29 protein-coding genes are annotated in these 26,844 nt (G+C 71.1%); 18 read left to right on the top strand and 11 right to left on the bottom strand.

What is annotated here, in order from left to right; all coding sequences use genetic code 11:
- The first annotated feature begins 931 nt into the window (after window positions 1-931).
- The 6 genes from ABT186_RS41830 (at window position 932) to ABT186_RS41855 (ending at window position 4,813) form a co-directional block, all read left to right on the top strand.
- Window positions 932-1,291 carry a zinc ribbon domain-containing protein YjdM gene (locus tag ABT186_RS41830; RefSeq protein ID WP_351230845.1) on the top strand — a complete coding sequence of 120 codons (360 nt, stop codon included), beginning with the start codon at window positions 932-934 and terminating at the stop codon, window positions 1,289-1,291.
- A 165-nt stretch (window positions 1,292-1,456) separates the two neighbouring features.
- Window positions 1,457-1,798, top strand: a complete 342-nt coding sequence (locus tag ABT186_RS41835) for an ArsR/SmtB family transcription factor (RefSeq protein WP_351230847.1) — start codon at window positions 1,457-1,459, stop codon at window positions 1,796-1,798.
- A complete protein-coding gene (locus tag ABT186_RS41840) occupies window positions 1,795-3,519 on the top strand; it encodes a SulP family inorganic anion transporter (RefSeq protein ID WP_351929568.1) in 1,725 nt (574 codons plus the stop codon). Before ABT186_RS41835 ends, ABT186_RS41840 begins: the two co-directional genes overlap by 4 nt.
- A complete protein-coding gene (locus ABT186_RS41845; protein WP_351230851.1) occupies window positions 3,516-3,923 on the top strand; it encodes a pyridoxamine 5'-phosphate oxidase family protein in 408 nt (135 codons plus the stop codon). The genes ABT186_RS41840 and ABT186_RS41845 overlap by 4 nt, the downstream gene beginning before the upstream one ends.
- Window positions 3,924-3,926: 3 nt before the next feature.
- On the top strand, window positions 3,927-4,352 hold the full coding sequence (locus ABT186_RS41850; RefSeq protein WP_351230853.1) for an ATP-binding protein: 426 nt from the start codon (window positions 3,927-3,929) through the stop codon (window positions 4,350-4,352).
- Between the two features lie 47 nt (window positions 4,353-4,399).
- On the top strand, window positions 4,400-4,813 hold the full coding sequence (locus ABT186_RS41855) for an STAS domain-containing protein (RefSeq protein WP_351230855.1): 414 nt from the start codon (window positions 4,400-4,402) through the stop codon (window positions 4,811-4,813).
- Between the two features lie 10 nt (window positions 4,814-4,823).
- On the opposite strand, the gene ABT186_RS41860 is transcribed toward ABT186_RS41855, so the two are convergent.
- A complete protein-coding gene (locus ABT186_RS41860; protein WP_351230857.1) occupies window positions 4,824-5,618 on the bottom strand; it encodes a 2-phosphosulfolactate phosphatase in 795 nt (264 codons plus the stop codon).
- Window positions 5,619-5,652: 34 nt separating this feature from the next.
- Window positions 5,653-5,838, bottom strand: a complete 186-nt coding sequence (locus tag ABT186_RS41865; protein WP_351230859.1) for a hypothetical protein — start codon at window positions 5,836-5,838, stop codon at window positions 5,653-5,655.
- Between the two features lie 212 nt (window positions 5,839-6,050).
- Here ABT186_RS41865 and ABT186_RS41870 point away from each other — a divergent pair, with 212 nt between their 5' ends.
- The 7 genes from ABT186_RS41870 (at window position 6,051) to ABT186_RS41900 (ending at window position 13,828) form a co-directional block, all read left to right on the top strand.
- Window positions 6,051-6,401 carry an ArsR/SmtB family transcription factor gene (locus ABT186_RS41870; protein WP_048820334.1) on the top strand — a complete coding sequence of 117 codons (351 nt, stop codon included), beginning with the start codon at window positions 6,051-6,053 and terminating at the stop codon, window positions 6,399-6,401.
- 189 nt (window positions 6,402-6,590) lie between these two features.
- Window positions 6,591-7,073 (top strand): NADH-quinone oxidoreductase subunit B family protein, encoded by a 483-nt coding sequence (locus ABT186_RS41875; RefSeq protein WP_351230862.1) that lies wholly within the window; start codon window positions 6,591-6,593, stop codon window positions 7,071-7,073.
- Window positions 7,070-9,103 carry a proton-conducting transporter transmembrane domain-containing protein gene (locus ABT186_RS41880; protein WP_351230864.1) on the top strand — a complete coding sequence of 678 codons (2,034 nt, stop codon included), beginning with the start codon at window positions 7,070-7,072 and terminating at the stop codon, window positions 9,101-9,103. The genes ABT186_RS41875 and ABT186_RS41880 overlap by 4 nt, the downstream gene beginning before the upstream one ends.
- Window positions 9,104-9,113: 10 nt before the next feature.
- Window positions 9,114-10,070, top strand: coding sequence for a respiratory chain complex I subunit 1 family protein (locus ABT186_RS41885; protein WP_351230866.1), 957 nt, complete (start codon window positions 9,114-9,116; stop codon window positions 10,068-10,070).
- Complete coding sequence (locus ABT186_RS41890; RefSeq protein WP_351230868.1) at window positions 10,067-10,759, top strand: hypothetical protein; 693 nt, start codon at window positions 10,067-10,069, stop codon at window positions 10,757-10,759. Before ABT186_RS41885 ends, ABT186_RS41890 begins: the two co-directional genes overlap by 4 nt.
- Window positions 10,759-12,339, top strand: a complete 1,581-nt coding sequence (locus ABT186_RS41895; RefSeq protein ID WP_351230870.1) for a proton-conducting transporter transmembrane domain-containing protein — start codon at window positions 10,759-10,761, stop codon at window positions 12,337-12,339. Before ABT186_RS41890 ends, ABT186_RS41895 begins: the two co-directional genes overlap by 1 nt.
- A gap of 4 nt (window positions 12,340-12,343) precedes the next feature.
- Window positions 12,344-13,828 (top strand): hydrogenase large subunit, encoded by a 1,485-nt coding sequence (locus ABT186_RS41900; protein WP_351929570.1) that lies wholly within the window; start codon window positions 12,344-12,346, stop codon window positions 13,826-13,828.
- Here ABT186_RS41900 and ABT186_RS41905 read toward each other — a convergent pair.
- Window positions 13,807-14,352, bottom strand: a complete 546-nt coding sequence (locus ABT186_RS41905; protein WP_351929572.1) for a hypothetical protein — start codon at window positions 14,350-14,352, stop codon at window positions 13,807-13,809. The two genes, ABT186_RS41900 and ABT186_RS41905, sit on opposite strands and share 22 nt — an antisense overlap.
- 224 nt (window positions 14,353-14,576) lie before the next feature.
- The gene (locus tag ABT186_RS41910) at window positions 14,577-14,966 is read right to left on the bottom strand and encodes a DUF6126 family protein (RefSeq protein ID WP_351929574.1); all 390 of its coding nucleotides are present in this window, start codon (window positions 14,964-14,966) and stop codon (window positions 14,577-14,579) included.
- 142 nt (window positions 14,967-15,108) lie between these two features.
- Here ABT186_RS41910 and ABT186_RS41915 point away from each other — a divergent pair, with 142 nt between their 5' ends.
- The 3 genes from ABT186_RS41915 (at window position 15,109) to ABT186_RS41925 (ending at window position 19,877) form a co-directional block, all read left to right on the top strand.
- Entirely contained in the window at window positions 15,109-16,914 is a 1,806-nt protein-coding gene (locus tag ABT186_RS41915; protein WP_351929576.1) for an alkaline phosphatase family protein, read from the top strand.
- 683 nt (window positions 16,915-17,597) lie between these two features.
- Window positions 17,598-19,055, top strand: coding sequence for a glycosyltransferase family 39 protein (locus ABT186_RS41920; RefSeq protein WP_351929578.1), 1,458 nt, complete (start codon window positions 17,598-17,600; stop codon window positions 19,053-19,055).
- Between the two features lie 594 nt (window positions 19,056-19,649).
- Complete coding sequence (locus ABT186_RS41925) at window positions 19,650-19,877, top strand: hypothetical protein (protein WP_351230882.1); 228 nt, start codon at window positions 19,650-19,652, stop codon at window positions 19,875-19,877.
- A 361-nt stretch (window positions 19,878-20,238) separates the two neighbouring features.
- Here the strand turns inward: ABT186_RS41925 and ABT186_RS41930 are convergent, their stop codons facing one another.
- From ABT186_RS41930 to ABT186_RS41945, 4 genes are all read right to left on the bottom strand, one after another.
- Window positions 20,239-20,709, bottom strand: coding sequence for a DUF3291 domain-containing protein (locus ABT186_RS41930; protein WP_351230886.1), 471 nt, complete (start codon window positions 20,707-20,709; stop codon window positions 20,239-20,241).
- A 32-nt stretch (window positions 20,710-20,741) separates the two neighbouring features.
- Window positions 20,742-21,380: a helix-turn-helix transcriptional regulator gene (locus ABT186_RS41935; RefSeq protein WP_351929579.1), complete on the bottom strand. Its 639-nt coding sequence runs from the start codon at window positions 21,378-21,380 to the stop codon at window positions 20,742-20,744.
- 231 nt (window positions 21,381-21,611) lie between these two features.
- Entirely contained in the window at window positions 21,612-22,532 is a 921-nt protein-coding gene (locus tag ABT186_RS41940) for an RNA polymerase sigma-70 factor (protein WP_351929580.1), read from the bottom strand.
- Window positions 22,529-23,734 carry an NAD(P)/FAD-dependent oxidoreductase gene (locus ABT186_RS41945; protein WP_351929582.1) on the bottom strand — a complete coding sequence of 402 codons (1,206 nt, stop codon included), beginning with the start codon at window positions 23,732-23,734 and terminating at the stop codon, window positions 22,529-22,531. The genes ABT186_RS41940 and ABT186_RS41945 overlap by 4 nt, the downstream gene beginning before the upstream one ends.
- A 96-nt stretch (window positions 23,735-23,830) precedes the next feature.
- Between ABT186_RS41945 and ABT186_RS41950 the strand changes: the two genes are divergently transcribed.
- The gene (locus ABT186_RS41950; RefSeq protein WP_351230896.1) at window positions 23,831-24,187 is read left to right on the top strand and encodes a hypothetical protein; all 357 of its coding nucleotides are present in this window, start codon (window positions 23,831-23,833) and stop codon (window positions 24,185-24,187) included.
- An 84-nt stretch (window positions 24,188-24,271) separates the two neighbouring features.
- On the opposite strand, the gene ABT186_RS41955 is transcribed toward ABT186_RS41950, so the two are convergent.
- The 3 genes from ABT186_RS41955 to ABT186_RS41965 form a co-directional block, all read right to left on the bottom strand.
- Window positions 24,272-25,270, bottom strand: coding sequence for an RNA polymerase subunit sigma-70 (locus tag ABT186_RS41955; protein ID WP_351929584.1), 999 nt, complete (start codon window positions 25,268-25,270; stop codon window positions 24,272-24,274).
- Window positions 25,271-25,283: 13 nt separating this feature from the next.
- A complete protein-coding gene (locus tag ABT186_RS41960) occupies window positions 25,284-26,024 on the bottom strand; it encodes an SDR family oxidoreductase (protein ID WP_351929586.1) in 741 nt (246 codons plus the stop codon).
- Window positions 26,025-26,228: 204 nt separating this feature from the next.
- Window positions 26,229-26,438, bottom strand: a complete 210-nt coding sequence (locus ABT186_RS41965; protein WP_351929588.1) for an Arc family DNA-binding protein — start codon at window positions 26,436-26,438, stop codon at window positions 26,229-26,231.
- A gap of 28 nt (window positions 26,439-26,466) precedes the next feature.
- Here ABT186_RS41965 and ABT186_RS41970 point away from each other — a divergent pair.
- A partial coding sequence (locus tag ABT186_RS41970) for a helix-turn-helix domain-containing protein (protein WP_351929590.1) occupies window positions 26,467-26,844 on the top strand: 378 nt, incomplete at its 3' end.

A 26,844-nucleotide genomic window follows, 5' to 3' on the forward strand; every position in this document is an offset into this window, starting at 1 on the left:
CCACCCCCCAGATCATGGTCAACAGGGGGGACCAGTCATGCCGGGCCCGGAGGCCGGGAACCCCATTGCGGGGCCGATCAAAAAGGTAATGGGGGGGGCCGAGGTGACGGCCGCCTGGATAATCGGCGGTCTAGGGATGGTCGGCGTTATCGTGGCAGCCATTGTCACGGGGCTTTTCGGGCTGCTCAACCATGGGGACGGGAAGAATTCCACCTCGCCCGCGAGCCCTTCTGTGGCTTCTACGACTGGCCCAGGGAATTCTGAAAAAAATCCTTTCGGACCCGGAAATTGTAGGAGGGCACCATCCGAACAGCGATGTGGATGAGGGCTACCCGGCAGGATCGTCACCGTGCCGCAAAGATGCCCAGCAGGCAAGCGGGAAGACCGGAGTCGTAGCAGACGGGGAATCTGTCGGGTTCGCAGTTCTGTACAAATCGCTTGGTTGCGGAATGATGTGGGTCGAGGTTAGGGACCTGAAAATAGACCGTGGCGGCACCGCCCTTCGGCTCGATATATTTCGAACGGGAGCCGACGCGGCTTCAGAATTCGGCTCTTTCGAGTTGCCCGACGGCGGGTCTTCCGGAACTATCGCTGGCCTGATGATCGCCGAGAAGACGAATGCGTGCGTATATGCAAAGGTATATGTGGGCAACCCGGGGAAGGGCGAAGTCGCCCAAACTGCTCGCGTATGTGCGTAGTGAGGGGGCGATTGCGGAGTAGCTCACCGAAGCGCGGCAGGAACTGCCTCTCGACGGGGCACTGCCGGGGAACTGACCATCATGCCGAAGCCGGGCGGTCCACGGAGTCCTGCACCCGGTCTCCGGACAGGGTGCGCCTGCCGCTCTCCCGCCGGAGCTGTGCCCCGCGGCGGGCGTCTCTGCGTGCCGGCCGACGGGAGCGTCCGAGGCGCGGGGCCGGTTACGCTGGCGGGATGATCGAGAATCCTCCTCCCTGTCCGAAGTGCTCGTGTGAGTACACCTACGAGATGAACGCCCTGGTGGTGTGCCCCGAGTGCGGCCACGAATGGGTGCCCGCCGAGGCCGGGGCCGAGGGCGGCGCCTCCACCGGAGAGCGTGTCATCAGGGACGCTGTCGGCAATGTGCTGCAGGACGGCGACACCGTGGTGGTCGTGAAGGCGCTCAAGGTCAAGGGCAGTCCCTCGGGGATCAAGGCCGGGACCAAGGTGCGCAACATCCGGCTGGTCGACGGGGTCGACGGGCATGACATCGACTGCAAGGTCGACGGTTTCGGGGCGATGCAGCTGAAGTCGAGCGTGGTCAAGAAGGGCTGATCCGGCCGACCCGGTTCATGGCGGGAACACCGCTGCAGCCACCTGATGCTGAATTGCAAAATTTCGCAATTGGTTAGATGCTGTGTTGGCTGTGCTCGCAGGTAGCCGCGGGCACAGCCTTTCGTGTCTGCCCCGGGTGGGGCTGCGTAGGGAAGCCGAGGGGTCGTGTCCGTTCCGCTGTACCAGGCCAAGGCCGAGTTCTTCCGGATGCTGGGGCATCCCGTACGGATACGGGTGCTGGAGCTGCTGCAGGACGGGCCGATGCCGGTGCGGGACCTGCTGGCCGCCATCGAGGTCGAACCCTCTGGCCTCTCCCAGCAGCTGGCCGTGCTGCGCCGCTCGGGGATCGTCACCTCGACGCGGGAGGGCTCGACAGTGGTCTACGAGCTGGCCGGCGGGGATGTGGCCGACCTGATGAGGGCTGCGCGGCGGATCCTGACCGAGATGCTTGCGGGGCGGAACGAGCTGCTGGCCGAGCTGCGGGAAGCCGAGGTCACGGCGCGATGACCATGCCATTGAGCCGGGTGCGGGCCCGCATCCGCGCGCTGTTGCCCGCTCGCGCTGATCTCGCGGAGATCCGGCGCGATCCGCGCCGCGACCTGCTCGCCGGGCTGACGGTGGCGATCGTCGCACTGCCGCTCGCGCTCGGCTTCGGCGTCTCCTCCGGGCTGGGAGCCGAGGCGGGACTGGCGACCGCCGTGGTCGCCGGTGCGCTCGCCGCCGTCTTCGGCGGCTCCAACCTGCAGGTGTCCGGCCCGACCGGCGCCATGACGGTGGTCCTCGTCCCCATTGTGGGCAAGTACGGGCCGACCGGGGTGCTCACCGTCGGTCTGATGGCGGGCGTCATGCTGGTCGGCCTGGCGGTGCTGCGGGCCGGGAAGTACATGCAGTACGTGCCCGCCCCGGTCGTCGAGGGTTTCACCCTCGGCATCGCCTGCGTGATCGGCCTGCAGCAGGTACCGAACGCGCTCGGCGTGCCCAAGCCGGAGGGCGACCGGGTGCTGGTGGTGACCTGGCGGGCGGTCGAGGAGTTCGCGAAGTCCCCGAACTGGACGGCTGTCGGCTTCGCGGTCGCGGTGGCTGCGGTGATGCTGGTCGGGGCGCGGTGGCGGCCGACCGTGCCGTTCTCGATCCTCGCCGTCATCGCGGCGACGGTCGTGGCGCAGCTGGCCCACTTGGACGCGGCGAAGCCGATCGGCGACCTGCCGGCCGGGCTGCCCCTGCCGTCGTTGTCCTTCCTCGACCTCGGCTCGCTGGGCACCTTGCTGGCCCCCGCCGTGGCGGTCGCGGCGCTCGCCGCGCTGGAGTCGCTGCTGTCCGCCTCGGTCGCGGACGGCATGACGGTCGGGCAGAAGCATGACCCGGACCGGGAGCTGTTCGGGCAGGGGCTGGCCAACATCGCCGCCCCGCTGTTCGGAGGGGTCCCGGCGACCGGCGCGATCGCGCGCACCGCGGTCAACGTCCGCACCGGCGCGAGCTCCCGCCTGGCCGCGCTCGCCCATGCCGCGGTCCTCGCCGTGATCGTCTTCGCGGCGGCACCCCTGGTCTCGAAGATCCCGCTGGCCGCCCTCGCCGGCGTGCTGCTGGCCACCGCTGTCCGCATGGTCGAGGTCGGCTCGCTGAAGGCCATGGCGAAGGCGACGCGCTCCGACGCGCTGATACTCGTCCTCACCGCGGTGGCGACGCTGGCCCTGGACCTCGTGTACGCCGTGATCATCGGCCTGGCTGTTGCCGGCGCCCTCGCCCTGCGCGCCGTCGCCAAGCAGGCCCGCTTCGACCAGGTGCCGCTCGACCGGGGCGACCACAGTGCCGAGGAGCACGCGCTGCTGGCCGAGCACATTGTGGCGTACCGCATCGACGGGCCACTGTTCTTCGCCGCCGCCCACCGCTTCCTGCTGGAGCTGACCGAGGTCGCCGACATCCGGGTCGTCATCCTGCGTATGTCCCGGGTGTCGACCATGGACGCCACCGGTGCCCTCGTGCTGAAGGACGCGGTGGAGAAGCTGCACCGCCGCGGCATCGTTGTCCTGGCCTCCGGCATTCGCCCCGGCCAGCGGCAGGTCCTGGACTCCGTCGGCGCGCTGGGACTGCTGCGGCATGAGGGCCGGGAGTACGCCACCACGCCCGAGGCGATCCGGGCCGCCCGCGATCACCTGGAGACGGCCGGGGTCTGGCCCGCCCATCCCGCCCAGAAGCCCCGAACCTCCAGCGAGGAGGCCCTGCGATGAGTACTCCTCCCGCCACCTTGCGCATGGTCGAGGTCTCCGGCGCGGAGGCCCTGTGGCTGCTGGAGGGCAGCAGTCTGGGGCGGCTGGTGTACGTGCAGCGGGATCTGACCGTGGTGCGGCCCGGCCGGCATGTGTGGGAGTACGGCCGCCTGATCGTCCGTACGCCGGTCCCGGCCGCGGCGGTGCCCGCGACGGCGACGTACCAGGTGGACGAGATCCGCGCTGTGCCCGGCACCGGCTGGACGGTCACCGTCTACGGACCGGCCGAGGTGATCACGGACTCCGACGAGGCCGCCCACTACCGGCGCACCCTCTCCGGCTGGTCCCACGGTCCGCACGACACTCTGCTGCGCCTGCACCCGAAAACCGTCGCCGGTTTCCGCCTCGCCCGCGCGGAGGCGTGAGCGATGTCCACGCAGCTGGAAGCCCTGCCCTACCGGCACATACTCACCCTGCCCACCGAACCGTCCGCCGTACGGATAGCCCGCGAGACCGCCGAGCAGGCGCTCGTCGAATGGGGGATCGGCCTGCGCCACCCCACGGTGGACCCGGCCCTCCTGATCCTCAGCGAGCTGGTCACCAACACCGTCCGACACGCCGCCGTCCTCTCCCCGCAGGTCACCGTGATCTACGCGGCGGGCCGGGACTGCCTGGCCTTTGCCGTCCACGATCGCCACCCATACCAGCCCCCGCTGTACGGGTCGGTCACCGGCACCGGGACGCGCGGCCTGGCCACCGTCATGGAAATCGTGCTCGGCCTGGGCGGCACCGCGGTGGTCCGCGGCGACGCCGACGGCCGCGGCAAGAGCATCTGGATCACCCTTCCCCTCTGACCGGCGCACCCCCCTGCCGGGCACCCCGCGCAAGGAAGTTGACCATCATGACCATCGACTGGCGTTACACCGTCGAGGACAACCTCGGCATCCTCTCCGTCGCCGGGTACCTGGGCCCTGACGCCGTGCGCCGCTTCAACGGCGCGGTCGGCTGGGCGCTGGCCCGAGGCACCGGCCCGGTCGTCGTCGACCTGACCGAGCTGCGCAGCTGGTCGGCCGAGGGACAGCTGGCGATCACCGAAGCCGCCCGCCGCCTCGCGGACACGGGCCGCAGCCTGGAGCTGGCCGCCATCCCCGCCGACGGCTCGCTCGTCCCCGCCGGGGACTGCCCGCCGATCCCGGTCCACCCCGACCTGGCCGCCGCGCGCGCCGCACACGGCGCGGAGCACGGGGAGGGGGCGGAGGGACACCATGAGTGGCGCACCACCGGATGGCCAACCGGCGGCCAGGCAGCCGAGTGACTTGTCCGGCTCATCCCCGCGCGAAGGCGCCGTCGCCGTCCCGGACGGGCACGAGGGCGCAGGTGTCTTCCTCGGTGGCGATCGCCACGTCCTCGACGAACCCCATCGCGGCCAGTTGGCGGCCGGAGGCGCTGGTGGCCACGGCGTGGGCAAGGTCGGCGGTGCCTTCGTAGGTCGCCTTCGCGGCGGTGGCCTCCGTCGAGAGCGGGCCCGCGCCCTGGACGCGCAGCTCGGAGATCAGGGTGCCGGCGCCCAGCAGGTCTTCCAGGGCGGGACGCAGACTGCCGTCCGGCCGCTGCTCACCGGCGGCGATCACTGCGAGGGGGCGTTCGGGGGTGCCGTAGCCGCGGGAGGTGAGCCAGCTGCCGACGGCGCTGATGTTGCGCAGGCAGGCGGCGATCACTCGCACCCCGGGTGGTGCGGTGGCCGCGATGGCCGCGCCGTTGGGCGACGGCAGCACGAGGCGGGCCACGAAGGGCGAGGCGCGCAGGTGGGCGGGGGAGAGCGACCACGGGGTTGCTGGGGTGACGGCACGCCGGTGGGTGGCCAGCCGGGCGCCCGACTGGCGGGCGTACACCGCGGCGGCCTTCGCGGCGCCACTCCGCTCGGCCTCGGTCGCGGGTGCGCCAGGCCACCAGAAGGGGAGGACACGGATGCCTCTCTCGACGGCGACGCTCACCGCAGTGGTGAACGACAGCACGTCGACGATGACCAGACAGGCCGCCTCCATGGCGAGACGGCTTGCTCCCGCAGGCCCCCACTCGAAGCGGACCCCGCTGCCGGACTGGTCGTCCCAGCCACCCATCGCGCCCCTCCCCGGGTTTCCTGCCAGGCGCGGCTCAGGACTGGCCGGGATCCGGAGCCGACTGACCGGAACGGCCGCCCAGGGACAACGTCAGCAGGCGGGCGTTTCCGCAGCGGGGGCAGCTCCCGTCCGGGCCGACGGCGGCGGGCCGGCACTTGAGACGGCAGGCGGGGCACTTGAGCCAGGTGACGCCGGTACCGCGCAGCGGGGTGACCCTCACACAAACCTCCTCACAAGACCTCAGTAATTGCTAATGTTAGCAATTCCTGAGGTCGTCACTGCTGGATTCGGCGGTCGTCTTCCCCGGTGCGGATTCGGCCTGGCCGGTGGTGCACGCGAGGATGGCCGCATGTTCTTGACGAGTGGGTGGATGCGATGCGCCGAGGCCCGGCAGGCGGGGCCGTGCTGCTGTACGGGGGAGGGGACGGTCAGGTGAGTACGCCGCTGTACCAGCTGAAGGCCGAGTTCTTCAAAACCCTCGGCCACCCGGCCCGCATCCGGGTCCTGGAGCTGCTGAGCGAGCGCGAGCACGCGGTCGCGGAGATGCTGCCCGAGGTGGGCATCGAGCCCGCCCATCTCTCGCAGCAGCTGGCTGTGCTGCGCCGGGCCAACCTCGTGGTGACCCGCAAGGAGGGCTCGACCGTGTACTACTCGCTGACCAGCCCGCATGTGGCCGAGCTGCTGCGGGTGGCCCGCACGATCCTGTCCGGGGTGCTGGCCGGGCAGGCCGAACTCCTCGCCGACCTGCAGGCCGCGCAGGGCGAGGCGAAACCGCCGTCGTAGCGACGGCCTCTTGACCGGCGGCCGTCTCCCCTGAGCTGGACAGCGCTCTGTGGGATCGGGAGACGGCCGCCTCTCCGGTCGGCGCGGGTGCGCCACAGAGGTAAAGCCCTGGGAAAACGTCGTAACTCCAGTCGCGGGATGGCTCGTTGGTCACTCGCAGACAAGTCCTCACCGTGTCAGGGAGGGGTCATGGGCCTGTTGCGCAAGATCCGCACCACCGGGCGGGTGGCCGAGCCCGCTCCGCCGCGCCCGGAGGGCGAAGCGCCGCCGCAGGCGCGGGAGTTCGCCGGGTCGGTGCAGGTGCGGTGCGTGGACGCCGGCTCCTGCAACGGCTGCGAGATCGAGATTGCGGCGGCCTTCAACCCGGTCTACGACGCCGAGCGGTACGGTGCGCGGCTGGTGGCCTCGCCCCGGCACGCGGACGTCGCCCTGGTGACCGGGCCCGTGACCAGGAACATGGCCGAGCCGCTGCGGCGCACCGTCGCTGCGATGGGCGAGCCCCGGCTGGTGGTCGCGGTGGGGGACTGCGCGATCAACTGCGGGGAGTTCGCGGGCGGCTACGGCGTCGAGGGCGCCGTAGCCGATGTCGTACCGGTGGATATGGCGGTGCCCGGGTGCCCTCCGGAGCCGGGGGAGATCGTGGCGGCGCTGCGGAGAGTGACCGGGCGGTGAGCGTGATTCCGGCCGCCCTCGTGACGGCCACCGCACTGGGCGGCGCGGGTGCGCCGGCCGGTCTTGGGCTGCCGTACCGGGTCCGCATCCCGGTCGTCGGGGTGCTGACGGCAGGTGTGGGGGTGGCGGGTTGCACGGCGGGTGTGGCTGCACTGGGCGGAAGCCGCTGGGCGGCCGCCTTCCCCGGGCTGCTGCCGCTGGCCGGGGCGCATGTGGCGGTGGATGCGTCGGCGGGCCTGTTCATGGCGGTGGCGGGGGCCGTCGTGGCCGCGGTCGCGCTGTATGGGATCGGTTACGCGGCCGGACACGGGCCGCACGGGCTCGGCTCGCGCACGGCGCAGGCGGTTCTGCCGCTGTTCGCGCTCACCCTGGTGCTCGTACCGGTGGCCGCGTCGGTGTCCACCTTCCTGGTGCTGTGGGAGCTGATGGCGCTGGCCTCACTGCTGCTGGTGCTCGCCGAGCAACGGGAGCGGACCTCGGTGCGGCAGGCCGGCGTCTGGTACGCCGTCATGACGCACCTCGGGCTGGTGCTGCTGCTGGCCGGGTTCGCGCTGTTCGCCGCGCAGGCGGGCGGGGAAACCTTCGCCGCGCTGCGGGCGGGCGCACACTCCGTGTCGCCGACGCTGCGCGGGCTGGTGTTCGTGCTCGTCGGACTGGCGTTCACCTCGAAGGCGGGCGCGGTGCCGCTGCACGCCTGGCTGCCGCGCGCACATCCCGAAGCACCCAGCCCCGTCTCGGCGCTGATGAGCGCCGCCATGGTCAACCTGGGCGTCTACGGCCTGGTCCGCACCGGCCTCGACCTGCTCGGCGGTGGTCCGGCCTGGTGGTGGCTGGGCCTGCTGGCGGTCGGCGGGGCCAGCGCGGTGTACGGGATTCTGCAGGCGGCCATGGCCTCCGACCTCAAGCGGCTGCTGGCGTACTCGACCAGCGAGAACATGGGCCTGGTCCTGATCGGGGTCGGCGCGTCCGGGCTGTTCACGTCCTACGGCGACCGGCCGCTGGCCGCGCTGGCGCTGGCGGCGGCGCTGCTGCACGTGGTCAACCACGCGGCGTTCAAGGCCCTGTTGTTCTGCGCGGCCGGTTCGGTGCTGCGCGCCACCGGCCTGCGGGACCTCGACCGGATGGGCGGGCTGCGGGCGCGGATGCCGTACACGGCCGGGCTGTTCGCCGTCGCCGCCCTGGGGGCGGTGGCGCTGCCGCCGGGCAACGGGTTCATCAGCGAGTGGCTGCTGCTGCAGTCCCTGATCCATGGGTTTCAGGTGCCGGGTGTGGCGGTGGCGGTCGTGCTGCCTCTGTCGGTGGCGCTGATCGCGCTGTCGGCCGGGATCGCCGCCGCCGCGTTCGTCAAGGCGCTCGGCGTGGGCTTCTTCGCCCGCCCGCGTAGCGAACCGGCCGCCGCGGCCAAGGAGTCACCCCGGCTCATGCTGGCCGGAATGGCCCTGCTCGGGGCGCTGTGTGCCGCCCTGGCCCTGGTGCCCGGGCTGCTGGGCGACGGCCTGGACCGCGCCGTGGGCGCGGCAAGGCTGCCGGGCACCGGTGCGGTGTCGGGCGGTGGAGTGAGGGTGCGGCTCGCCGATATCTCCGCGTCCCTGTCGCCGCTGTGGGTGGTGGCCGCCCTGACCGCCGCAATCCTGCTGGCCGCCGGCCTGCCCCGGCTGTATGGACGCCGCCGACGCCGGGTCAACGCCCGGCTGTGGGACTGCGGTGGCGGGGCGCCGACGGCGCGCATGGCCTACACCGCGACCTCGTTCGCCGAACCGCTGCAGCGGGTCTTCGACGACGTCCTCGCTCCGGAGCAGGACCTGGATGTCACGCCGGTGCGCGAGTCGGCGTACCTGGTGGAGCGGGTGCGCTTTGAGCGACGGGTGCCCGACCGGATCGAACACCGCCTGTACGAGCCGGTGCTGCGCTCGCTGGCCGGGGCCGGGCGGGCGGCCCGCCGGCTGGCGGGCGGCAGCGTCCACCTCTATCTCGGCTACGGCTTCGTCGGCCTGGTCGTCCTGATGTTGGCGTTGGCGGTGGGCTGGTGAGAGCGAAGAAATGAGTGTTGTCGGATACGTGGCCGTGGCCGGCCAGGTCGTCGTGGTCGGCGCAGGGGCGCCCCTGCTGACCGGGTGGATGCGGCAGGTGCGGGCCCGCCTGGAAGGGCGGGCCGGAGCCGGAGTGCTCCAGCCCTGGCGGGACACGCGCAAACTGCTGCGCAAAGAGCCCATCACCCCCGTGGGCACCGGGCCCGCCTTCCGTATGGCCCCCGCCCTGCTGGTCGCCACCACCGTCGTGGCCGCCGCCCTCGTACCACTGCTGTCGACCGACACCCCGGTGAGCGGTCACGCGGACCTCATCGTGGTGGTGGCGCTCATCGCGCTCGGCACGATGGCCCTCGCCCTGGCCGGCCTCGACACCGGCACCGCGTTCGGCGGGATGGGCGCCTCCCGGGAAATGACGGTCGCGGCCCTGGTCGAGCCGACCATCCTGCTGGCGGTGTTCGCCCTCTCGATACCGGCCGGAACGACCAATATCCCGGCCATCGTGAACGGCGCCGCCCATGAGCCGGCCCGCCTCGCCTCCCCGGCCGGTCTGCTGGCCACGGCCGCGCTCGCGGTCGCCGTGCTCGCGGAGACCGGCCGGATCCCGGTGGACAACCCCTCCACCCACCTCGAACTCACCATGATCCACGAGGCGATGGTGCTGGAGTACGCAGGCCCCGACCTGGCGCTGGTCGAACTCGGCGCCCAGATGCGGCTGACCCTGCTGCTCGGACTGCTGTCCTCCCTGTTCGTTCCCTGGGGCATCGCCACCAGCGCCTCCTGGACGGCCCTGGTGGTGGCGCTGGCGCTGTTCGCAGCGAAGGCCCTGCTGCTCGGGGCGGTGCTGGCGGCGGCCGAGGTGTTCTGGGCCAAGGTGCGGCTGTTCCGGGTGCCCGAACTGCTGGCCGGATCCTTCCTGCTGGCCCTGCTCGCGGTGACCGCCTCCAACTTCCTGAGCGGAGCGTCATGAGCGGCGGCCTGTACACCCAGCTTCTCGACCTGGCCTGCGGTGCCTTCCTGCTCGCGGCCGTGATCGTGCTGTGGCGGCGCGAACTGGCTGCCATCGTCCGTATCTTCGCCCTGCAGGGCATCGCCCTCGCCGCCATCGCCGTGCTCCTCGGCGCGCACGAACGGCGGTGGGACCTGGTCGGTGTCGGGGTCGGCATCGGCGGGCTGCGGGCGGGCGTGCTGCCGTATCTGATGCGCCGCGCCCTGGCGGCGCTCACCGGGGACCAGCGCCGCCACGGCGACGCAGGGGCCGAGACCCGGGAGACGCAGCCGCTGGTCAACGTCGCCGCCTCCCTCCTGACGGCCGCGCTGCTGACGCTGCTGGCCTACGCGGTGGCCCGTCCGCTGACCGAGCTGAACCCGACCCCGGCCACCAGCGCCCTGCCGGTCGGCCTGGCCGTCGTCCTGATCGGCTTCTTCGTCCTGGTCACCCGCAGGCGCGCGCTGGCCCAGGTGGTCGGCTTCCTGCTGCTGGACAACGGCATCACCGCCACCGCGTTCCTGGCCACCTCCGGGGTGCCACTGATCGTCGAACTCGGCGTCTCCTTCGACGTGTTGCTGGCGGTACTGGTGCTGCAGATCCTCACCACCCGGATGCGGGAGGCGTTCGGCACCACCGACATCGACGACCTGCGGGAGCTGCACGACTGATGAGCCCGACTGCCTCCGCGCTGCTCCTGACCGCGCCCGTCGGCGTACCACTGGCGGTGGCCGGCGCGTACGCACTCGCCGGCCTCCGCACCCGCTCGACGTCCACTGCACCCTCCGCGGCCCTGCACCGAGCGTCCGAACAGGGCACTGTCCTGGTCGCGGAAGCACCTGGGCCCCAAGTGCCGGCGAGGAAGTGGCGGGACTGGGCTGGGCTGGTTTCGCCCGCCGTGATCCTCGCCTGCGGAAGCCTCCTCGCGGCGGACGTTGTCGAGGACGGACCACGCTCGGCGTACTCCGGGCTGCTGCGCGCGGACGCGTTGACCGCGTGGATGCTGCTGGTGGTCGGCGCGGTCGCATTGATCGCTTGCGGCTCCGCCCCGGCATATGTGGCGGGCGAGCGGGCCGTCGGGCGGGCGACGGATCAGACCGTATGGCGCTACCACATCCTCGTGCAGGCGTTCCTCGGCGCCATGTGCCTGGCCGTCGTCACCGCGAACCTGGGCGTGCTGTGGGTCGCCATCGAGGCCACCACCATCGTCACCGCCTTCCTCGTCGGCCATCGCCACACCCGTACCTCAGTGGAGGCCGCCTGGAAGTACGTGGTGATCTGCTCGGCCGGCATCGCGCTAGCCTTCCTCGGCACCGTCCTGATCTACTACGCGGCCCGGCAGGCCGGCATCGCCGAGGCGTGGGCGCTGGACTGGCCCACCCTCGTCGCCCGCGCCGACCGCCTCGACCCGGCGGTCACCCGGCTCGGCGTCACGCTCGTCGTCCTCGGCTTCGGCGCCAAGGCGGGCCTCATCCCGCTGCACGCCTGGCTGCCCGACGCGCACAGCCAGGCCCCGGCGCCGGTGTCCGCGCTGATGTCCGGGGTGCTGCTGTCGGTCGCCTTCGCCGCCATCCTGCGCTACCGGGTCATCGCCGACGCCGCCCTCGGCCCGGACTTCCCCCGGGTCCTGCTGGCCGGGATCGCTCTGCTCACCCTCGCCCTTGCGGCCGGTCTGCTGCTCGCCCAGCGCGACTACAAGCGGATGCTGGCCTACTCCTCGATGGAGCACATGAGCCTGATCGCGCTGGCCGCGGCGATCGGCAGCCCGCTCGCCCTGGCCGCCGCGCTGCTGCACATCGCCGGGCACGGGCTTGCCAAGTCGGTCGCCTTCTGCGCCTCCGGCCGGATCCTGCAGATCACCGGCACCACGCGGATCGGACGAGTCCGTGGTCTGATCGCCCAGGCGCCGCCGCTCGCGGGGGCATTCGGACTCGCGGTGGTGGCGCTGATGGCCTTCCCGCCGTTCAGCCTCTTCGCCTCCGAACTGGGCATCGCCCGGGCCGGATTCGCCGCGGGAGCGGGCCTGGCCTGGCTCACGGCGGCGGCCCTGCTGCTCGTGCTGGTGGCCTTCGCCGCACTCGCCGCCCGCGCCGCCCGCATGCTGCTGGGACCGGGAACACCGGCCGGGGAAAACCCGTCCGTCGTATGGCCCCTGATGCTGGGCCTGTCCGCCTGCGCCGCCCTGGGCGTGGCCACCGGCCCGCTCACCGACCTGCTGCACGCCGCCGCCCAGGCGATCGGAGGCCGCTGAAGCGATGCGCACGACGTACCAGATCAGCCTCGCCGCACTGCCCCAGCACGCCGAGGACCTGCTGGCCAAGGGCCACCGACTCGCCCTGGTCGCCGCGCACCTCGACGAGGCCGGACCGCGCGTGGTGTACCTGTTCGTGGCCGGCCCTCCCGACACCCGCACCGAACTGCACGTCCGCCTCCACCCCGACCGCCCCGAGGTCCCCACCCTCGCCCATCTCTCCTTCGCGGCGGGCCGGTTCGAGCGGGAGATGCGCGACCTGTTCGGCATCGTCCCCCTCGATCACCCGCTCCCGCGCCGTCTGGTACGGCATTTCCACTGGCCGCGCGGCTGGTACCCGATGCGCCCCGACGCCGGACCACCGCCCCCGTTCGGCGAGCAGGAGGGCCCGTACCCCTTCCTGGAGGTCGAGGGCGAGGGCGTGTACGAGATCCCGGTCGGCCCGGTGCACGCCGGCCTGATCGAACCCGGCCACTTCCGCTTCTCCGTCGTCGGCGAGACCATCCTCAAACTCAAGGCCCGCCTCTGGTTCGTCCACAAGGGCATCGAGAAACTCTTCCAGGGCCGCTCGATCGCCGCCGGCCTCCCGCTCGCCGAACGCATCAGCGGCGACACGGCAGTCGGCCACGCCCTCGCCTACTGCCTGGCCGTCGAGGAGGCCACCGGCACCGAGGTCCCGGAGGAAGCCCGGCGCGCCCGCGCCATGCTCCTGGAACTGGAGCGGATCCACAACCACGTCGCCGACCTGGGCATGCTCTGCAACGACGTCGGCCACGGCGTCCTCAACGCCCATGCCCAGCGGGTGCGCGAGCAACTCCTGCGCCTCAACCGCGAGATCACCGGGCACCGGCTGCTGCGCGGCGGCGTCGTTCCCGGCGGCGCGGCCCTGCACGCCCTGCCCCACCCCGCGCGCCTGAAGGCGATCGGCGAGGACGTCCGCGAGATCACCGACCTGGCCCTGGGCCACTCCACCGTCCACGACCGCTTCACCGGCACCGCGATCCTGCACACCGACGCCGCCCGCGCCATCGGCTGCCTCGGCTACGTCGCCCGCGCCAGCGGCCTGCCCGCCGACGCCCGGATCGCCCACCCCTTCACGCCGTACGACGACACCGGGCTCACCGTGCCCGTCCACGACAGCGGCGACGTCCTGGCCCGCTTCCTGGTCCGCGCCGAGGAGATCGACGTCTCCCTCGCGCTGGTCGAGCACTTCGCCGAGGGGGTGTCGGCCCCGATGGCTGTGCCGGCGCCCCCACCGGCGCCCGGCGCGGGCCCCCGCAGCGGAGTGGGCCTCGTGGAGGGCTGGCGTGGCACCATCGCCACCCGTGTCGAACTCGCCCCCGACGCCACCCTGGCCCGGGTCAAGCCGGTCGACCCGTCCTTCTTCAACTGGCCCGCCCTGCCGGTGGCGTTGGCGGACACGATCGTCCCGGACTTCCCGCTGACCAACAAGAGCTTCAACCTCTCCTACGCGGGCAACGACCTGTAGCGCCTCCCGCCGCGTTCGAGGCGACGCTCCATCCCCGGCGTGCCCGGTTCCGTGCGGCCGGCTCCCTCGGGCCACAGAACGTCGACGTCTATGCCGCTGGTGCGCGCGAAGGCCACGAGATGGGCGGTGGCGTCCCGGCTGTTGGACGGGGAGCCGTCCCACACCGCCAGCAGCCGGGCACAGGAGCGCAAGAGGCTCTCGTCCGCCCGCACACAGGCGTCACGGTCGGACGGGTCGTACTCCAGCAGCCGCACTTGCTCCGAGAGCAACAGCAGTTCCCCGGCCGCCCGGCGATCGCACGATTCCAGCACCTCAGGCACGCCGTTCTTGGAGGGCAGGACGGTCACGAGCGCCAGTCCCGCGGCGCGCGCGGCCCTGCCGAAGGCGACCGGCAGCCCCCGCCCGGCACGCACCAGCCCCGCCCTGCCCGCCCGTGCGAACTCGGCCAGCCGCCAGGACAGCTCCTCCTCCAGCAGCGCCAGCGTGGGAGCGGTGAGGTCACGGTGTCCCACAACAGCGATCACTTCAGGCAGTCCCTTCTCCACGCCGGACCCGCCCCGGCGCGGTCGCGCAGGCCCCGGCCGATCACATATGTATCGGTTGTGGCAACTGCCCAGTTGAAGAACTCTTCAACTCGTGTCCCGCGCAGCCCGTTGGCCGCCCCTGGAGTGGTCATACGAGTGAGGCGGAGAGACACGGCACAGCCGCCCGCAATGTAGTTGATCTTCCCTGGTCGGAAGGGAGCGGGTCATGGGCCGACCGGGCCGGTATCAGGGCCGGTCGGCCCTTGGCATTCGAGCTCGCACCAGCACGCCGGTCCTTTGTGCGCGTGCTCGCCCAGGCGGAACAGCAGCCGCACGAACCCGGCGAACGGGTGCGTGCCGAAGATGTGGAAGCCCGCCCGGATCGCGACCCCGCACTCGATCCGCCACTCCCGGTCCTTGGCCTTCTGCTTGCGCTGCTTGCCCGCCGTCGGGTCGGACGCCTGGGCGGTCACCGTGTCGTCCTCCTGCTTCCTGCGCTCTCCACTGATGTCCACTCCCTGCGACGCCATGCCGAACCGAACGAGGACGACCTTGCCGTCATGGTCGACGGCGGGCTCCGCGCTGACGTCGCCGTCGTAGCCGGCGGCCGGCACCGCAGACTTGTCTAATCAAGTTCCGCTCCAGTTCTTTCGCTGGACAGCGGCGACCGGTATCCATGTCCCGTTCATTGCGCACAGCCAGGCCGTAACACCATCACCGCTCGCGACACCCTCACCAACGGGACGAGGTACACGAATGGGACTGCGCTGGAGATCTCTCGGCGGGCTACTCGCGCTTCTCGGCGCACTGATCGTCTGCGCTCCCCCTCCCGCCCAGGCGGCGGGGAGCAGCGGCAACCTGATCGTCAACGGCGACGCGGAGGCCGGCGGCTACTGCACCGACGACTGGGCCGCGGCCACAACCGTGCCCGGCTGGACCACGGAGGCCGGCGGCCCGGACGTCATGTGCTACACCGCCGGCTCCTTCGGGCTGCCCGGCGACGGCCAGGCGCCCGGCAAGGCCTTCTTCGGGCCCGGAAACTTCGGCGACGGCGCGATGTCGCAGACCGTGGACGTGTCCTCGGCAGCCGCGGCCATCGACGGCGGCGGGGTGAGCTACAACCTCTCCGGCTGGCTCGGCGGCTGGACCGTCTACAGCGGCTACGTCGCGGTCAGTCTGCATTTCCACGACGCGAACGGCCGCCCGATCGGCGCGACCGCCAAGCTGCCGACGGTCTCCGCGAGCGACCGCGGGATGGCCACCAAGTTCCTCTCCCGCAGCGCCACCGGCCCGGTCCCCGCCGGAGCCCGGTCCATCCAGGTCGAGGTGCAGTTCCTGTCGACGTCCAGCGAGACCGGCTACCTGGACAACCTCTCCCTCACCCTGAACACGCCGGTCACCGCGCCGGCTCCTCTCGCCCCGCCCGCCTCGAAGGTGCCCGGCTACGATCACGTGTTCACGGTCATGATGGAGAACACCGACTATTCCCAGATCATGAACGATCCGGCGGACACGCCCTACATGCACGGCCTGATGAGCCAGGGCGCCACCCTGACCGACTACCACGGCGTCTACCACCCGAGCGACGAGAACTACCTCGCCATCGCCGGCGGCGACACCTATGCCAAGGGCGCCACCTACTGGCCCAACATCAACTCCCCCGAGCGGAACCTGGGCGACACACTGGAGGCCGCCGGCAAGAGCTGGAAGGCCTATGAGCAGGGCATGGGCACGCCCTGCAACACCAAGAACAACAACGACAGTTACTACGAGCCCGACGATGCGCCTTTCATCAACTACACGGACATCAGCGGCAACCCGTCCCGCTGCGCGGCGCACCTGTTCGACACCTCGCAGCTGACCACCGACCTCAAGTCGGCAGCGACCACCCCGAACTTCTCCTGGATCGCTGCCGACGACTACTACGACGGCGAGGCCTCGGGCAACGGCAGTGCCAACAGCCTGAAGACACAAGACGGCTGGCTGAAGCAGACCCTTGCCCCGGTGCTTTCTTCCCCCGCCTGGACCCAGCAGCGCTCGCTGCTCATCCTGACCTGGGACGAGAGCGAGAACGAGGCGTTCAACCACGTGGCCACCGTGGTCCTCGGCTCCCAAGGCACCGTCCCGGCCGGCACCAGCAGCCCGAGCCACTACGACCACTACGGCATCGCCCGCACCATCGAGGCGGCCCTCGGCCTGCCCGGTCTGACAGCCAACGACAGCTACGCGACACCGCTGAACGCCGCTTTCGCACCGTCCAACGCCACGACGCCGACGCTTACCGGCGACCTGAATGCGGTCGCGGCCGGCGGCAACGTCACCTACCGGTACGCGGTGCCGTCCGCCACGCAGATCAGTGCGAAGAACTGGGTGGGCATCTACCCGGCGGGCGTCACCCCCGGCCAGCAGCCCTCGCTGACCTGGGCCTACGCCCCCAACGCCAGCGGCGCCCTGACCTTCTCCACCGGCAAGCTGCGCGGCGCGGGCACGTACGACGTGTACTACCTCGCCGACGACGGCTACTCGGCGCTGTCCGGACCCTTCTCACTGACCGTCGGCTGAGCCACCGTGGTCGAGGCGGTCTGCGCAACGCTGTGGCGTGCTGTGATCGGGCCTGTGGCCGGGGCATTGCGCAGGTCCGCGAACAGGTCGGTCAGCGTCGCTGCCAGGACGGTGGCGGTGCGCGGGAAGTCGGACAGTGCCGGTCCTGCGGCCGCAGTGCACAGGCGCTGATCTGGGCCTCGTACGGCGTCGGTAGCGGCGCCGTCGGCCTGCCGGTCCTCAGGGTCCAGACCCGCCGCTGACCGGCGAACAGAGCGACGAAGGCCCCCGTTCCTTCCGGCGGGGGCCTTCCGCCGCTGGAGCAATTGTCGATATCTGCAGCGGACGTGGTGGCGGGGCCGCATGGAACGGGAGGCTGTATCCTCCGGGTTGCGCGTCTCAAGACATCGTGAATTGTTGACGAACAATCACTCATGGTCGGTATCCAGGGCCCTTCACGGCGGTTCTCGTAGGGTGTGCACCCCGTTTCCGTCGTCCGCATGCGGGGCGCCGCCCTGCGCTGAACCCGCGAGGGTTCGGTGCTGTGCGGCGCTCGTGGCCGATGCCGTGATTCCCGTCCCACACCAGTGTGTTGGAGACGATGCCCAGTGACAGAAGTGTCGGAGCCCGCGCCGCGAGCGGTGGCCCTGGGACTGCGAACCGTCGTAACCTCTCGTCTGTCATGCGCCGGAGGCGCGGCCACGGTGGCGGTCTGGGCGGTGCCCGCCGCCGTCATGGGCGCGGTCGGGCTGTGGGGCCTGAAGCGCGCCATGTGGTGGGACGAGACCACCACGTACGAGGTCGCCACCCGGAGCGCACCCGACATCTGGGCGCTCGTGCACCACGCCGACGTCGTGCACGTGCTGTACTACCTGCTGATGCACCTGCTCCTGCCCGCGGGGAGCGGGGACGCGGTGCTGCTGCGGCTGCCCTCGGTACTGGGCATGGCGGTGGCCGCGGGCGCCACGGCGGCGGTCGGACGGAGGCTGGCGGGGCGGGCAGTCGGGCTCGGCGCGGGACTGCTGCTGGCGGTCACCCCGCTGGCCTCGCACTACGCCCAGGAGGGCCGCTCCTACGGGCTGGTCACCGGCCTGGTCACCGTGGCCTGTCTGTTGTTGCTGCGCGCCGTCGAACGGCCCACCGTCCGGCGCTGGGTCGCGTACGGCTCGGTAGTGCTGCTCGCGTCACTGCTGCATCTGTTCGCGGCCTTGATCCTCGCCGCCCACGGCTTCGCCCTGGCGGCCGGCCGGATCCCCCGGCGCACGCTGCACGGGTGGCTGATCACCGCGCTGGCCGTCGCGGCATGCCTGTCGCCGTTCGCTCTGTACGCTCACACCCAGATCGGGCAGCTGAGCCTGCTTCCTCGGCCCGGCTGGCGCCAGGCCGCCGGTCTCATACGGCAGTTCACCGGTCCCAGGCTCCCAGCCGTCGCGGTCGTAGTCCCGCTCGCGGCCCTCGGAGCGCTGCGCTCCCGCCGGGGGAAGGGGCCGCTGACGCTGCGGACGCTGGCCGTGCCGTGGCTGGTGCTCCCGGCCGGCGTCCTGCTGGCCGGTTCGCTCATCCAGCCCGCCTTCAACCCGCGGTACGTCCTGTACTCGCTGCCCGCTCTGTCGCTGCTCACCGCGGCGGGCCCGGACGGCCTGGCACGAGCGGCGGTGCGGCCGCGCCGCGGGGGACCGCCCGTTCGCGGACGGCGCCTGGTTCCCCGAGTGGTGGGTGCGGCACTCGCCGGTGTGCTTCTGGTCCTGCAGTGGCCGACGCAGGAGTGGCTGCGCACGCCGGCGTCGCGCAACGACGACCAGACGGCCGTCGCGAGAGTCATCGGGCAGCGGGCCCGGACAGAGGACGCGGTCGTGTTCGTACCGGGCACCAAACGCAATGTCGAGTACGTCTACGCCGCCGACTTCACGCGCACCGACGATGTCCTGATGACCCGGTCGCCCGCCGCGTCCAGGACGCTGGGTGGCGAGGAGGCGCCCGTGGCCGAGATCCGTCGGTTGCTGCTGCCGCACCGTCGCGTCTGGCTGGTGGACAGGACGGTGAGGCCCGGCGGGAGCGCCGCGACGGTCGCCAAGCGGGAGGTCCTGCTGGACGCCTACAGACCGACGACGGAGATCACCGCCCGAGGAGAGGTGATCACCCTGTACGTCCGCGGGAGTTGACCTCAACCGAAGCGGTCTACGACGCAGTCGGCGGTGCGGCTGTCCACCGGCTGTCGATGTCGGCGCCGGTGGGTCTGTGTTCGACGACGCCGCCGAGGCGCCCTGCTCGGCCGGGAAGACGACAAGAGCGGTGACCTGCCGCGGCACGGAGTCCTACCGTTCGGCCCGCACCAAGGCGAACAAGAACAAGGGGGTGCAGAAACCGGACTCACGCCGAACTGTGCGCGCCTTCCGGGGCGAGGGCGGCACAAGCCTCCCGGCTCAGGGCGTCAAGCCCGGTCAGGGCCTCGGCCACCTCCGATCCCGTCTCCAGCTGCCGCCACAGCTCCTGCAATGCTTGGCGCGCCGGCGGCTCGGCAGGTCGCTGACCGGTTTCATTTGTGTCAGAACCCGGGCCAGGCGGTCGAGAAGTGCGTCGCGGCTCACCGGGACGGTCTGAGGTCCGTCGTCCTGCCGTCGGACGGGGAAGCTGTTGCGGCGGGGACCGACAGGGTCCCCGCGACCGGACCGGATTCGATGATGACGACGACCGGTCGGAGGGCCGAACAGCAGCGCGCTCATCACGCCGTGGTCCACGTCCTGTTGAATGACGGCATGAGCCTGCGGGCCATCGCCCACCACCTGGGCTGGGGGCGGCACGCCGTGCAGCTGTATGCCCGCGCGGCTCGCCGCCAGGACGTGGTCACCGGCCGCCGCACCCGGACGAGCCACCTCGACGTGCACCGCTCCTGTCTCCAGCGGCGCATCGACGAGACCGACGGCAGGATCACCATCAAGGAACTGAGCGAGGAACTCGCCGCTCGTGGCGCGCCGGTGCCCTAAAGCAGTCTGCGCGACTGGGCCCGCAGCCGCCTGAACTGGCCTGATGCCCTTGCCCCGGCCGCAGCCGCCCCATTGGTCCGCACCGTCGTCGGCTGGATCAGCCGCCGTCCGGACACTCTCACCGAAAACGAGACCCGATCCCACAGCCCGTACCGTTCCGGAACGTCCCGCCACAGCGCACCGGCCCTGGTCCGTCACCGTATCCCGTCGATCAGCTGCCGACGGGTCCACATCGGCGGCCCGCCCTGCTTCTTGCCTCGCGGCAGCAACGGCTCCAGCCGTGCACATTGGCTGTTCGTCAGATCTTCATGCCCCACGACGCTTGGTCGTCTACGACCTTGATCAACCCTCGCAACGGACACTATGCCTGCGCGGCCCTGGCTGGTGCCGGGTAGGGGTCACGGAAGGTGAACGCGAGTGGTCCGGGGCCGCGTTCGCGTACGATCTCGACCCGCTCCAGCGCTTCAGCGATGCTCGGGCGGTGACCAGCCGGGATCCACCACAGGGCCTGGTGCGCCTCGGCCAGGCGTTGGAACCACTCGCGGCGGCGGCTCAGTACGCGCAGGTGATCAGTGTTGTAGGTGAAGTTCCGCAGGGCTTCAACTGACTCCCAGACCGAACAGTTGATCAGGATCATGTCGTCGTTCTCGTCGGGGCGGACACCGGTCGCATTCTCGCCCTCTTCGTCGACCATGCGCCACACGAACCCGGGGCTTCGCTCGGCAAGCGCGTTGATCTCGGGCAGTTGGGCGACAAAGTCGGCCAACTCGGGGCTGTCCAGCGGGGCGACGATGCGGCCGATGTTGACCTGCGCAAGGTGAAAGCCAGTCATGGGCCCAGCATGGCCCGACCTCCCTTCTATGGTCAATGGTTCTTGTTTTTAGAAAGTGCCACGCAACACCCGCCGGGACACGGATCCATCGTCGGCGACCACTGCTCGGGCGCCAGGCCCTCGATCAGCGCGAGATTCATCCCGCAGACCAAGGCGGGGAACTCCTCGGCCAGCCGGTGGAAGGGGCAGTTGTGCAGCCGCAGCGTCTCCCCGTCCCAGAAAGGCTGGTAGCCGCGGGCCCGCAGCACCTCGACCAGGTCACCGGCAGCCGCATCCGCATGTGCCGCACCCGCGGCCTTCGCCGCGGCTTGTAGCTCCCGGTCCAAGCCGGCGTTCTCCACCACCTCGGCGAGCAGCCGACCGGCTGCGTCGTACGACCGAGGCGGGATGGACACGGCGTGCTCACCCTCGGCACGCCGGTACACCTTCGCCGGCCGCCCCGCACCGGGGCCGGTGCGCCCGGACAGCCGTCGGAAGGACATGGCCAGTAGCCCTGCCTCGACCAGCTTGTCCAGATGGAACGCGGCCAGCGATCGGGAAATCCCGGCCGCTTCCGCGGCCGCATCGCGCCCTACCTCACCCGGGGCGGCGGCGACGTGTCGATAGAGCCGACGGCGCACGGGGTCACCCAACACACCCAGCACCGCGAATGCGGAATCTTCAGCAGTCACGCGCCGATTCTATGACCAATGGGAGTATTCAAAACAGCGCCGGGCACTCGCCGCGCGGCCACCCAACGACGGCCGTGACCAGGGCATTCGCAACAAGCGCCAGTGGGCCTGGCCGTCGTCGGCCTACTTCACACCCTGCTGCGGTGACCCCGTCCGAACAACTGACCGTCAGGGGCGAAATGGCTCGGTCGGATCGCGGGGCGAGACGCCCGCACCCAGGACGGACGACGCTCACTGCGTGCCGATGTCGTACGTGGAGCCGTCGGCGACGGCCTTGAGTTTGTCCGGGTTGGCCACGTTGTGGATGGCGGTGATACGGCCGTCGGCGTCGAAGTCGAAGGTGACCGTGGCGACCACGCGTGCCCGCGCGCTGAACACGATGCCCGGCCCGCCATTGATGTCGACGAGTTCGGCTTTCATGTCGGCGGGCTCGATGCCCTGGTAGGTGACGGTGCCGATGGCCGCGAACCAGGCGGCCACCGTGGCCGCGCCCACGACCGGGCGCAGGGCCTGGCGGACCTTGCCGCCGCCGTCGGTCCACAGGGTGACGTCCGGGGAGAGCAGTTCCATCAGGGCGTTGACGTCACCGCCGGTCGCGGCGGCGAAGAACCGCTCGGTGGCCTCGCGCTGCCGCGACCGGTCCGCGGTGAAACGCGGCCGACGGGCCCGCACGTGCTCGCGGGCTCGGTGTGCGGCCTGCCGCACCGCGGCTTCGGAACGCTCCACCGCCTCGGCGATCTCGGCGTGGCTGAAGTCGAAGACCTCCTTCAGCACGAACACCGCGCGCTCCAGCGGGCTGAGCGTCTCGAGCACCACCAGCATGGCCATCGACACCGACTCGGCGTCCGTGACAACCTCGGAGGCGTCCCCGCCGGTGAGTATGGGCTCCGGCAGCCATGGCCCCACATAGGTCTCCCGCTTGTACCGGGTGGATCGCAGCCGTTCCAGCGCAAGGTTCGAGACGATTCGCGTCAGGTACGCCTTGGGGTCGGCCACCTGCGAGCGGTCCGCGGCAGACCATTTGATCCAGGCGTCCTGGACGGCGTCCTCGGCATCGGCCGCGGTGCCGAGGAGGCGGTAGGCCACGGAGAACAGCAGCCGCCGATGCTCGTGGAAGACCTGCTGGTCGGGGCCGGCGGACAGGTTGGTCATCGGGCCTCCCGGACACGGGTGAAGCGGCCCCCGCGGGGCCAGAACGCGCCCGAGGCGGGCATCTTGTTCATACGGCCGTAGGTCGGCCAGGGCGAGGCGGTCACCGTCTCCTTGTAGCGGACCGCCATGCGGCCGGTCAGGCATATCCGGCGTGGGCTGTCATCGGGGCGAGTGAACTGCACCACGGCGTCACCGCGTCCCAGGCTCACCGGCGTGTGGTAGTAGCCGAAGCGGAACGGCTTGGGCTGCTTGCCCCTGAGCACCCGATCGATCGACAGCGCGGCATGCACTCCCGTCGGCATGCCACCCTGGCAGGTACCGTGCATGACGCCGTACCCCTGCCGGATCGCGGCCGCGTCGCCGATCGCGTACACCTCGGGATGGGACACCGACCGCAGCGCGGCGTCGGTGAGGATGCGTCCGCGCTCATCGACGGCCAGCCCGGCGGAGGCCGCCAGTGGCGACACCCGTGTACCGCTCGTCCACAGGACCGCGTCGGCGGCGATGTTCTCCCCGCCCGCCAGCTCCACCGCGTCGGGCAGCACCTTCACCACCTCGACCCCGGAGCGCACCTTCACGCCCAGCCGGTCGAGCGCTGCGTGCACGTACGCCTTGGCCTTCGGGTTCATGGCCGCACCAGGCTCGGCCCGGCCCAGCAGCACGACGTTCAACTCCGGATGCCGCTCGGCGATCTCTGCGGCCGACTCGATGCCGGTCAGCCCGCTGCCGACCACCACCACCGTGCCGCTGCAGAGCCGCCCCAGCCGCGCGGCCAGCAACTCGGCGTCCTGGGCACTGCTGAGGATGTAGGCGTGGTCCTCGACCCCTGGCACCGCCGAAGTGTCGGCCACACTGCCCAACCCGTACACCAACGTGTCGTAGTGCACGATCCGGTCGTCGTCGATCCGCACGGTCTTCGCCTTCGCGTCCACCGCCGTCACCCAGCCGCGCACGAACTGCGCGCCCGTGCCGGCCAGCAGCTCCGGGATGCTCAGCTCGGCGAGCCGCTGTCCGGTCGCCGTCATGTGCAGCCGCATGCGCTCGGTGAACCGCTCCTGCGTGTTCACCACGGTCACCCGCACCCCCTCGCGCCGCTTGACCCGAGCCGCGAGCTGGACGGCCGCGGACATGCCCGCGTACCCAGCCCCCAGGATCACCACGCGATGTGCGGTCGCCGTGCCGCTCTCCTTCTGTGCGTTCATCGTTCCGTCCTCCTCGGCTCGCTTGCTGATGCCCACCAGATGGGAGCAGGCGGCCCGGACGTGACATGGCCGGATGTGACGTGAGACACAGCCCGGATGGAGGCACGCCAGACGGCGGTCGAAGGGGTGCGTGAAGCCGTCATGACTCGCGGCCGTGACGACTGCCGGCCCCGGGGCACGGGCCAGCAGGAAGTCTCCGGTCAAGAAGAAGACGGTCAGGACAAGTTCGGGACGAACGCGCCGTTCGGGCCGCCCGGTCGTCGGCAAGGCGGCGAACACCTGCCGTACCCCGGCGGGGTCGTCCTTGGCGAACCGATCCGCCTGGGCCAGGCCTCGGGCATCGGAGCCGCGCACATGCTGTTCGCCGACCGACAAGGCGTCCGGCCAGAGGCCGGAGACGTCCGCAAGGTCGTGACCGCGGTCATCGCCGGCACCTCGTCCCAGATCACCTGAGACGAGAAGCGAACCGGACCAGAGCACTTGAGACTCAGACCATACCGACGGAGACGGACAGTCCTTTCGTCATGTCCCGGAGCGTCACCGTTGTCCTGTGAGCGCGGGCGTGAGGCCGAACGTCGGCACCAGGCTCGGGTCGTTGAACGCCGCGATGCGGGCGATGCGGGCGCCGATCAGGGTCAGGACCTGGACGCCGTACGCCTCGTACCGGCCGTCGCCTGTGCACTTGTAGACGACGAGGGCGGGCTGACCGTTGGCTCGGGTCGGCACCATCCGCCACAGGTCCCTGCGGAATACCCGACTGGCCAGGAATCCGACGACGGCCCGCCGACCGGTGAACCAGGTCGGGATCGGCGGCATCTCCATCTCGACATCGGCCCGCAGAAGGTTGATCAGCGCGTCGGGGTCGGCCCGGGTGAATGCGTCGACGTAGTTGTCGAGCAGGGTTCGCCGGGTCTCCGCGTCCGGCTCGGCCAGGTCGTCCTCGACTGGTTCGGCCTCGGCCAGGCGGGCCCGGGCACGGCGCAGCGTGCTGTCGACGGCCGCGGTCGTCGTTTCCAGCATCTCGGCCACCTCGGCGGTCCGGAACGCCAGCACGTCGCGCAACGTCAGCACGGCCCGCTGCCGGGCGGACAGGAACTGGAGTGCGGCGATAAAGGCGAGCCGCACTCCCGTCCTCCTGGCCGCTATTGCCGCCGGGTCGTCGGCGCCGACCAGCGCGTCGGGCGCCGGCTGGAGCCAGGCCACCGACGGCTCGCGGGGAGCCACAGCCACCCGATGATCGTCCGAAGGCGCACCCAGTCCCGACGGAAGCGGCCGCCGGGAGCGTGTTTCCAGCGCTGTCAGGCAGGCCCTGGTGGCAATCTTGTAGAGCCACCGCCGCACCGAGGAGCGGCCCTCGAACCGGTCGAACGCACGCCACGCACGCAGGTAGGTCTCCTGCACCAGGTCCTCGGCGTCATGGATCGAGCCGAGCATCCGGTAGCAGTGCGCGAGCAACTCCGGCCGGAACGGCTCAGCCAGGGTTGCGAATTCGGTGTCCGGCGGCATCTCGGCTTCTCCCAGGGGGGTGCGGTCCACTGTGGGCGGCGGCTCAGGCGACCGGACGCAGTCCCGCGCCGCTGACCTGGTACTCCGGATTGCTGCCGGGGTCCTGGGCGACTTCCACGACGGCCTTGGCGACCTGGTCCGCGGTGAGGATCGGCTGCAGGCCCTTGACGAAGGTGTCCCGGTCGACGCCCTGACGCGCGGCGTAGCCCGCGACCCCGACCGAGCCGACGCCGCCGGCCGGGGTCAGCGTCGGAAGCAGCGCGTGGAACCGGATGCCAAGACCGGCCCGCTCCGACTCGTCGGCCGCGTACCCGCGGAGGTATCGGATGGCGGCCTTGGCGCTGGCGTATCCGCCGCTGAGCGGAGAGCCGCCCAGGACGGCTCCACTGGACATTGCGAGGACCACGCTGCCCGGCGCCAGGGGCTCCCGCAGCGCCGCCCGCATCCAGGTGAAGACATGCCGGGTGTCGACCTGCCAGTTGCGGCTGAAGGTTTCCCAGGTCTGCTCGTGCACGGGCGCCATGTGCGGTGCGACCCCGGCGTTGAGGACGAGCAGGCTGGGACGGTGCGCGCGGATCACCTCTTGCGCGAGCGCTTCGTCGGTGGCATCGGCGGCTACGGGTGTGAAGCCTTCGCCGAGTTCGTCTCGTACGGCGCGCAGCTCCTGCTCGTCGCGGGCGATGCCGACGACGCTGGTGCCCGCGGCCACGAGGGCGGCTGCGATCGCGCGCCCGAAGCCGCGGCTGGCGCCGGTGACGACGGCGGTCTGGAAGGGATCGGACATCGGACACTCCGCAGTGGTTGTCGGGTTCGGTCCGCATAAAGACCAGCCGCAGGAGGAAAACCCGTCGCCACAGCTGAATCAGGGATAGTGATATGGGTCACATGTGCGCGGGCGGTTCGCGTTCGGCGCTGTGGAGGAGGCGCTGGGCGCGTAGTGCCAGTCCGCGAAGCTTCCACCTTGCTTTCGGGCAGGGTGCCCGGTCCTTCAGGGCCGGGGTGAATGCCCGCTCCCGCGTAGCGGGGCAGGGGAAGCCGAATCGCCGTGAGGGCGATTCGGTGTTGCGGAAGGTACGGCGCTGAGGCCGACCTCAAGCAGGTGCAGTATCTCGGAGTTGAGGGACCGCCGGTCGGCGGCCGCCTGGTCGGTCAGCCGTTGGTGGAGGTCTTCGGGGAGGCGCAGCGTAAACTTGATCATGCCGCTATTGTGCCGCTACGATGGTGGCATGTCACGTTTCCGGCTGTACCCGACGAGCGGACAGGCGGGCATCATGCTCGACCACTGCGCGCACGCGAGGTACGTGTGGAACCTGGCCGTCGAGCAGCACGCGCACTGGCACAAGGGCCGCAAGTCCGCGCCCGGCTTCGCCGAGCAGTGCCGCCAGCTCACCGAGGCCCGGCGTGAGAACGCATGGCTGGCGGCCGGGAACGCCGATGTGCAGCAGCAGGCCCTGAAGGACTTCGCCAGGGCCAAGAACGCCCGCTTCGCTTCTGGCTTCGGTGAGCCGGCCTGGCGCAGGAAGTACGTGCACGAGGGCTTCCGCGTCATCGGTACCGACCGGATTGCGGAGTTCGAGGCGGACGGGTCGCCGAGGCTGAACGCG

This window comes from Streptomyces sp. NPDC001634 (assembly GCF_040298185.1).
Lineage (GTDB): Bacteria > Actinomycetota > Actinomycetes > Streptomycetales > Streptomycetaceae > Streptomyces.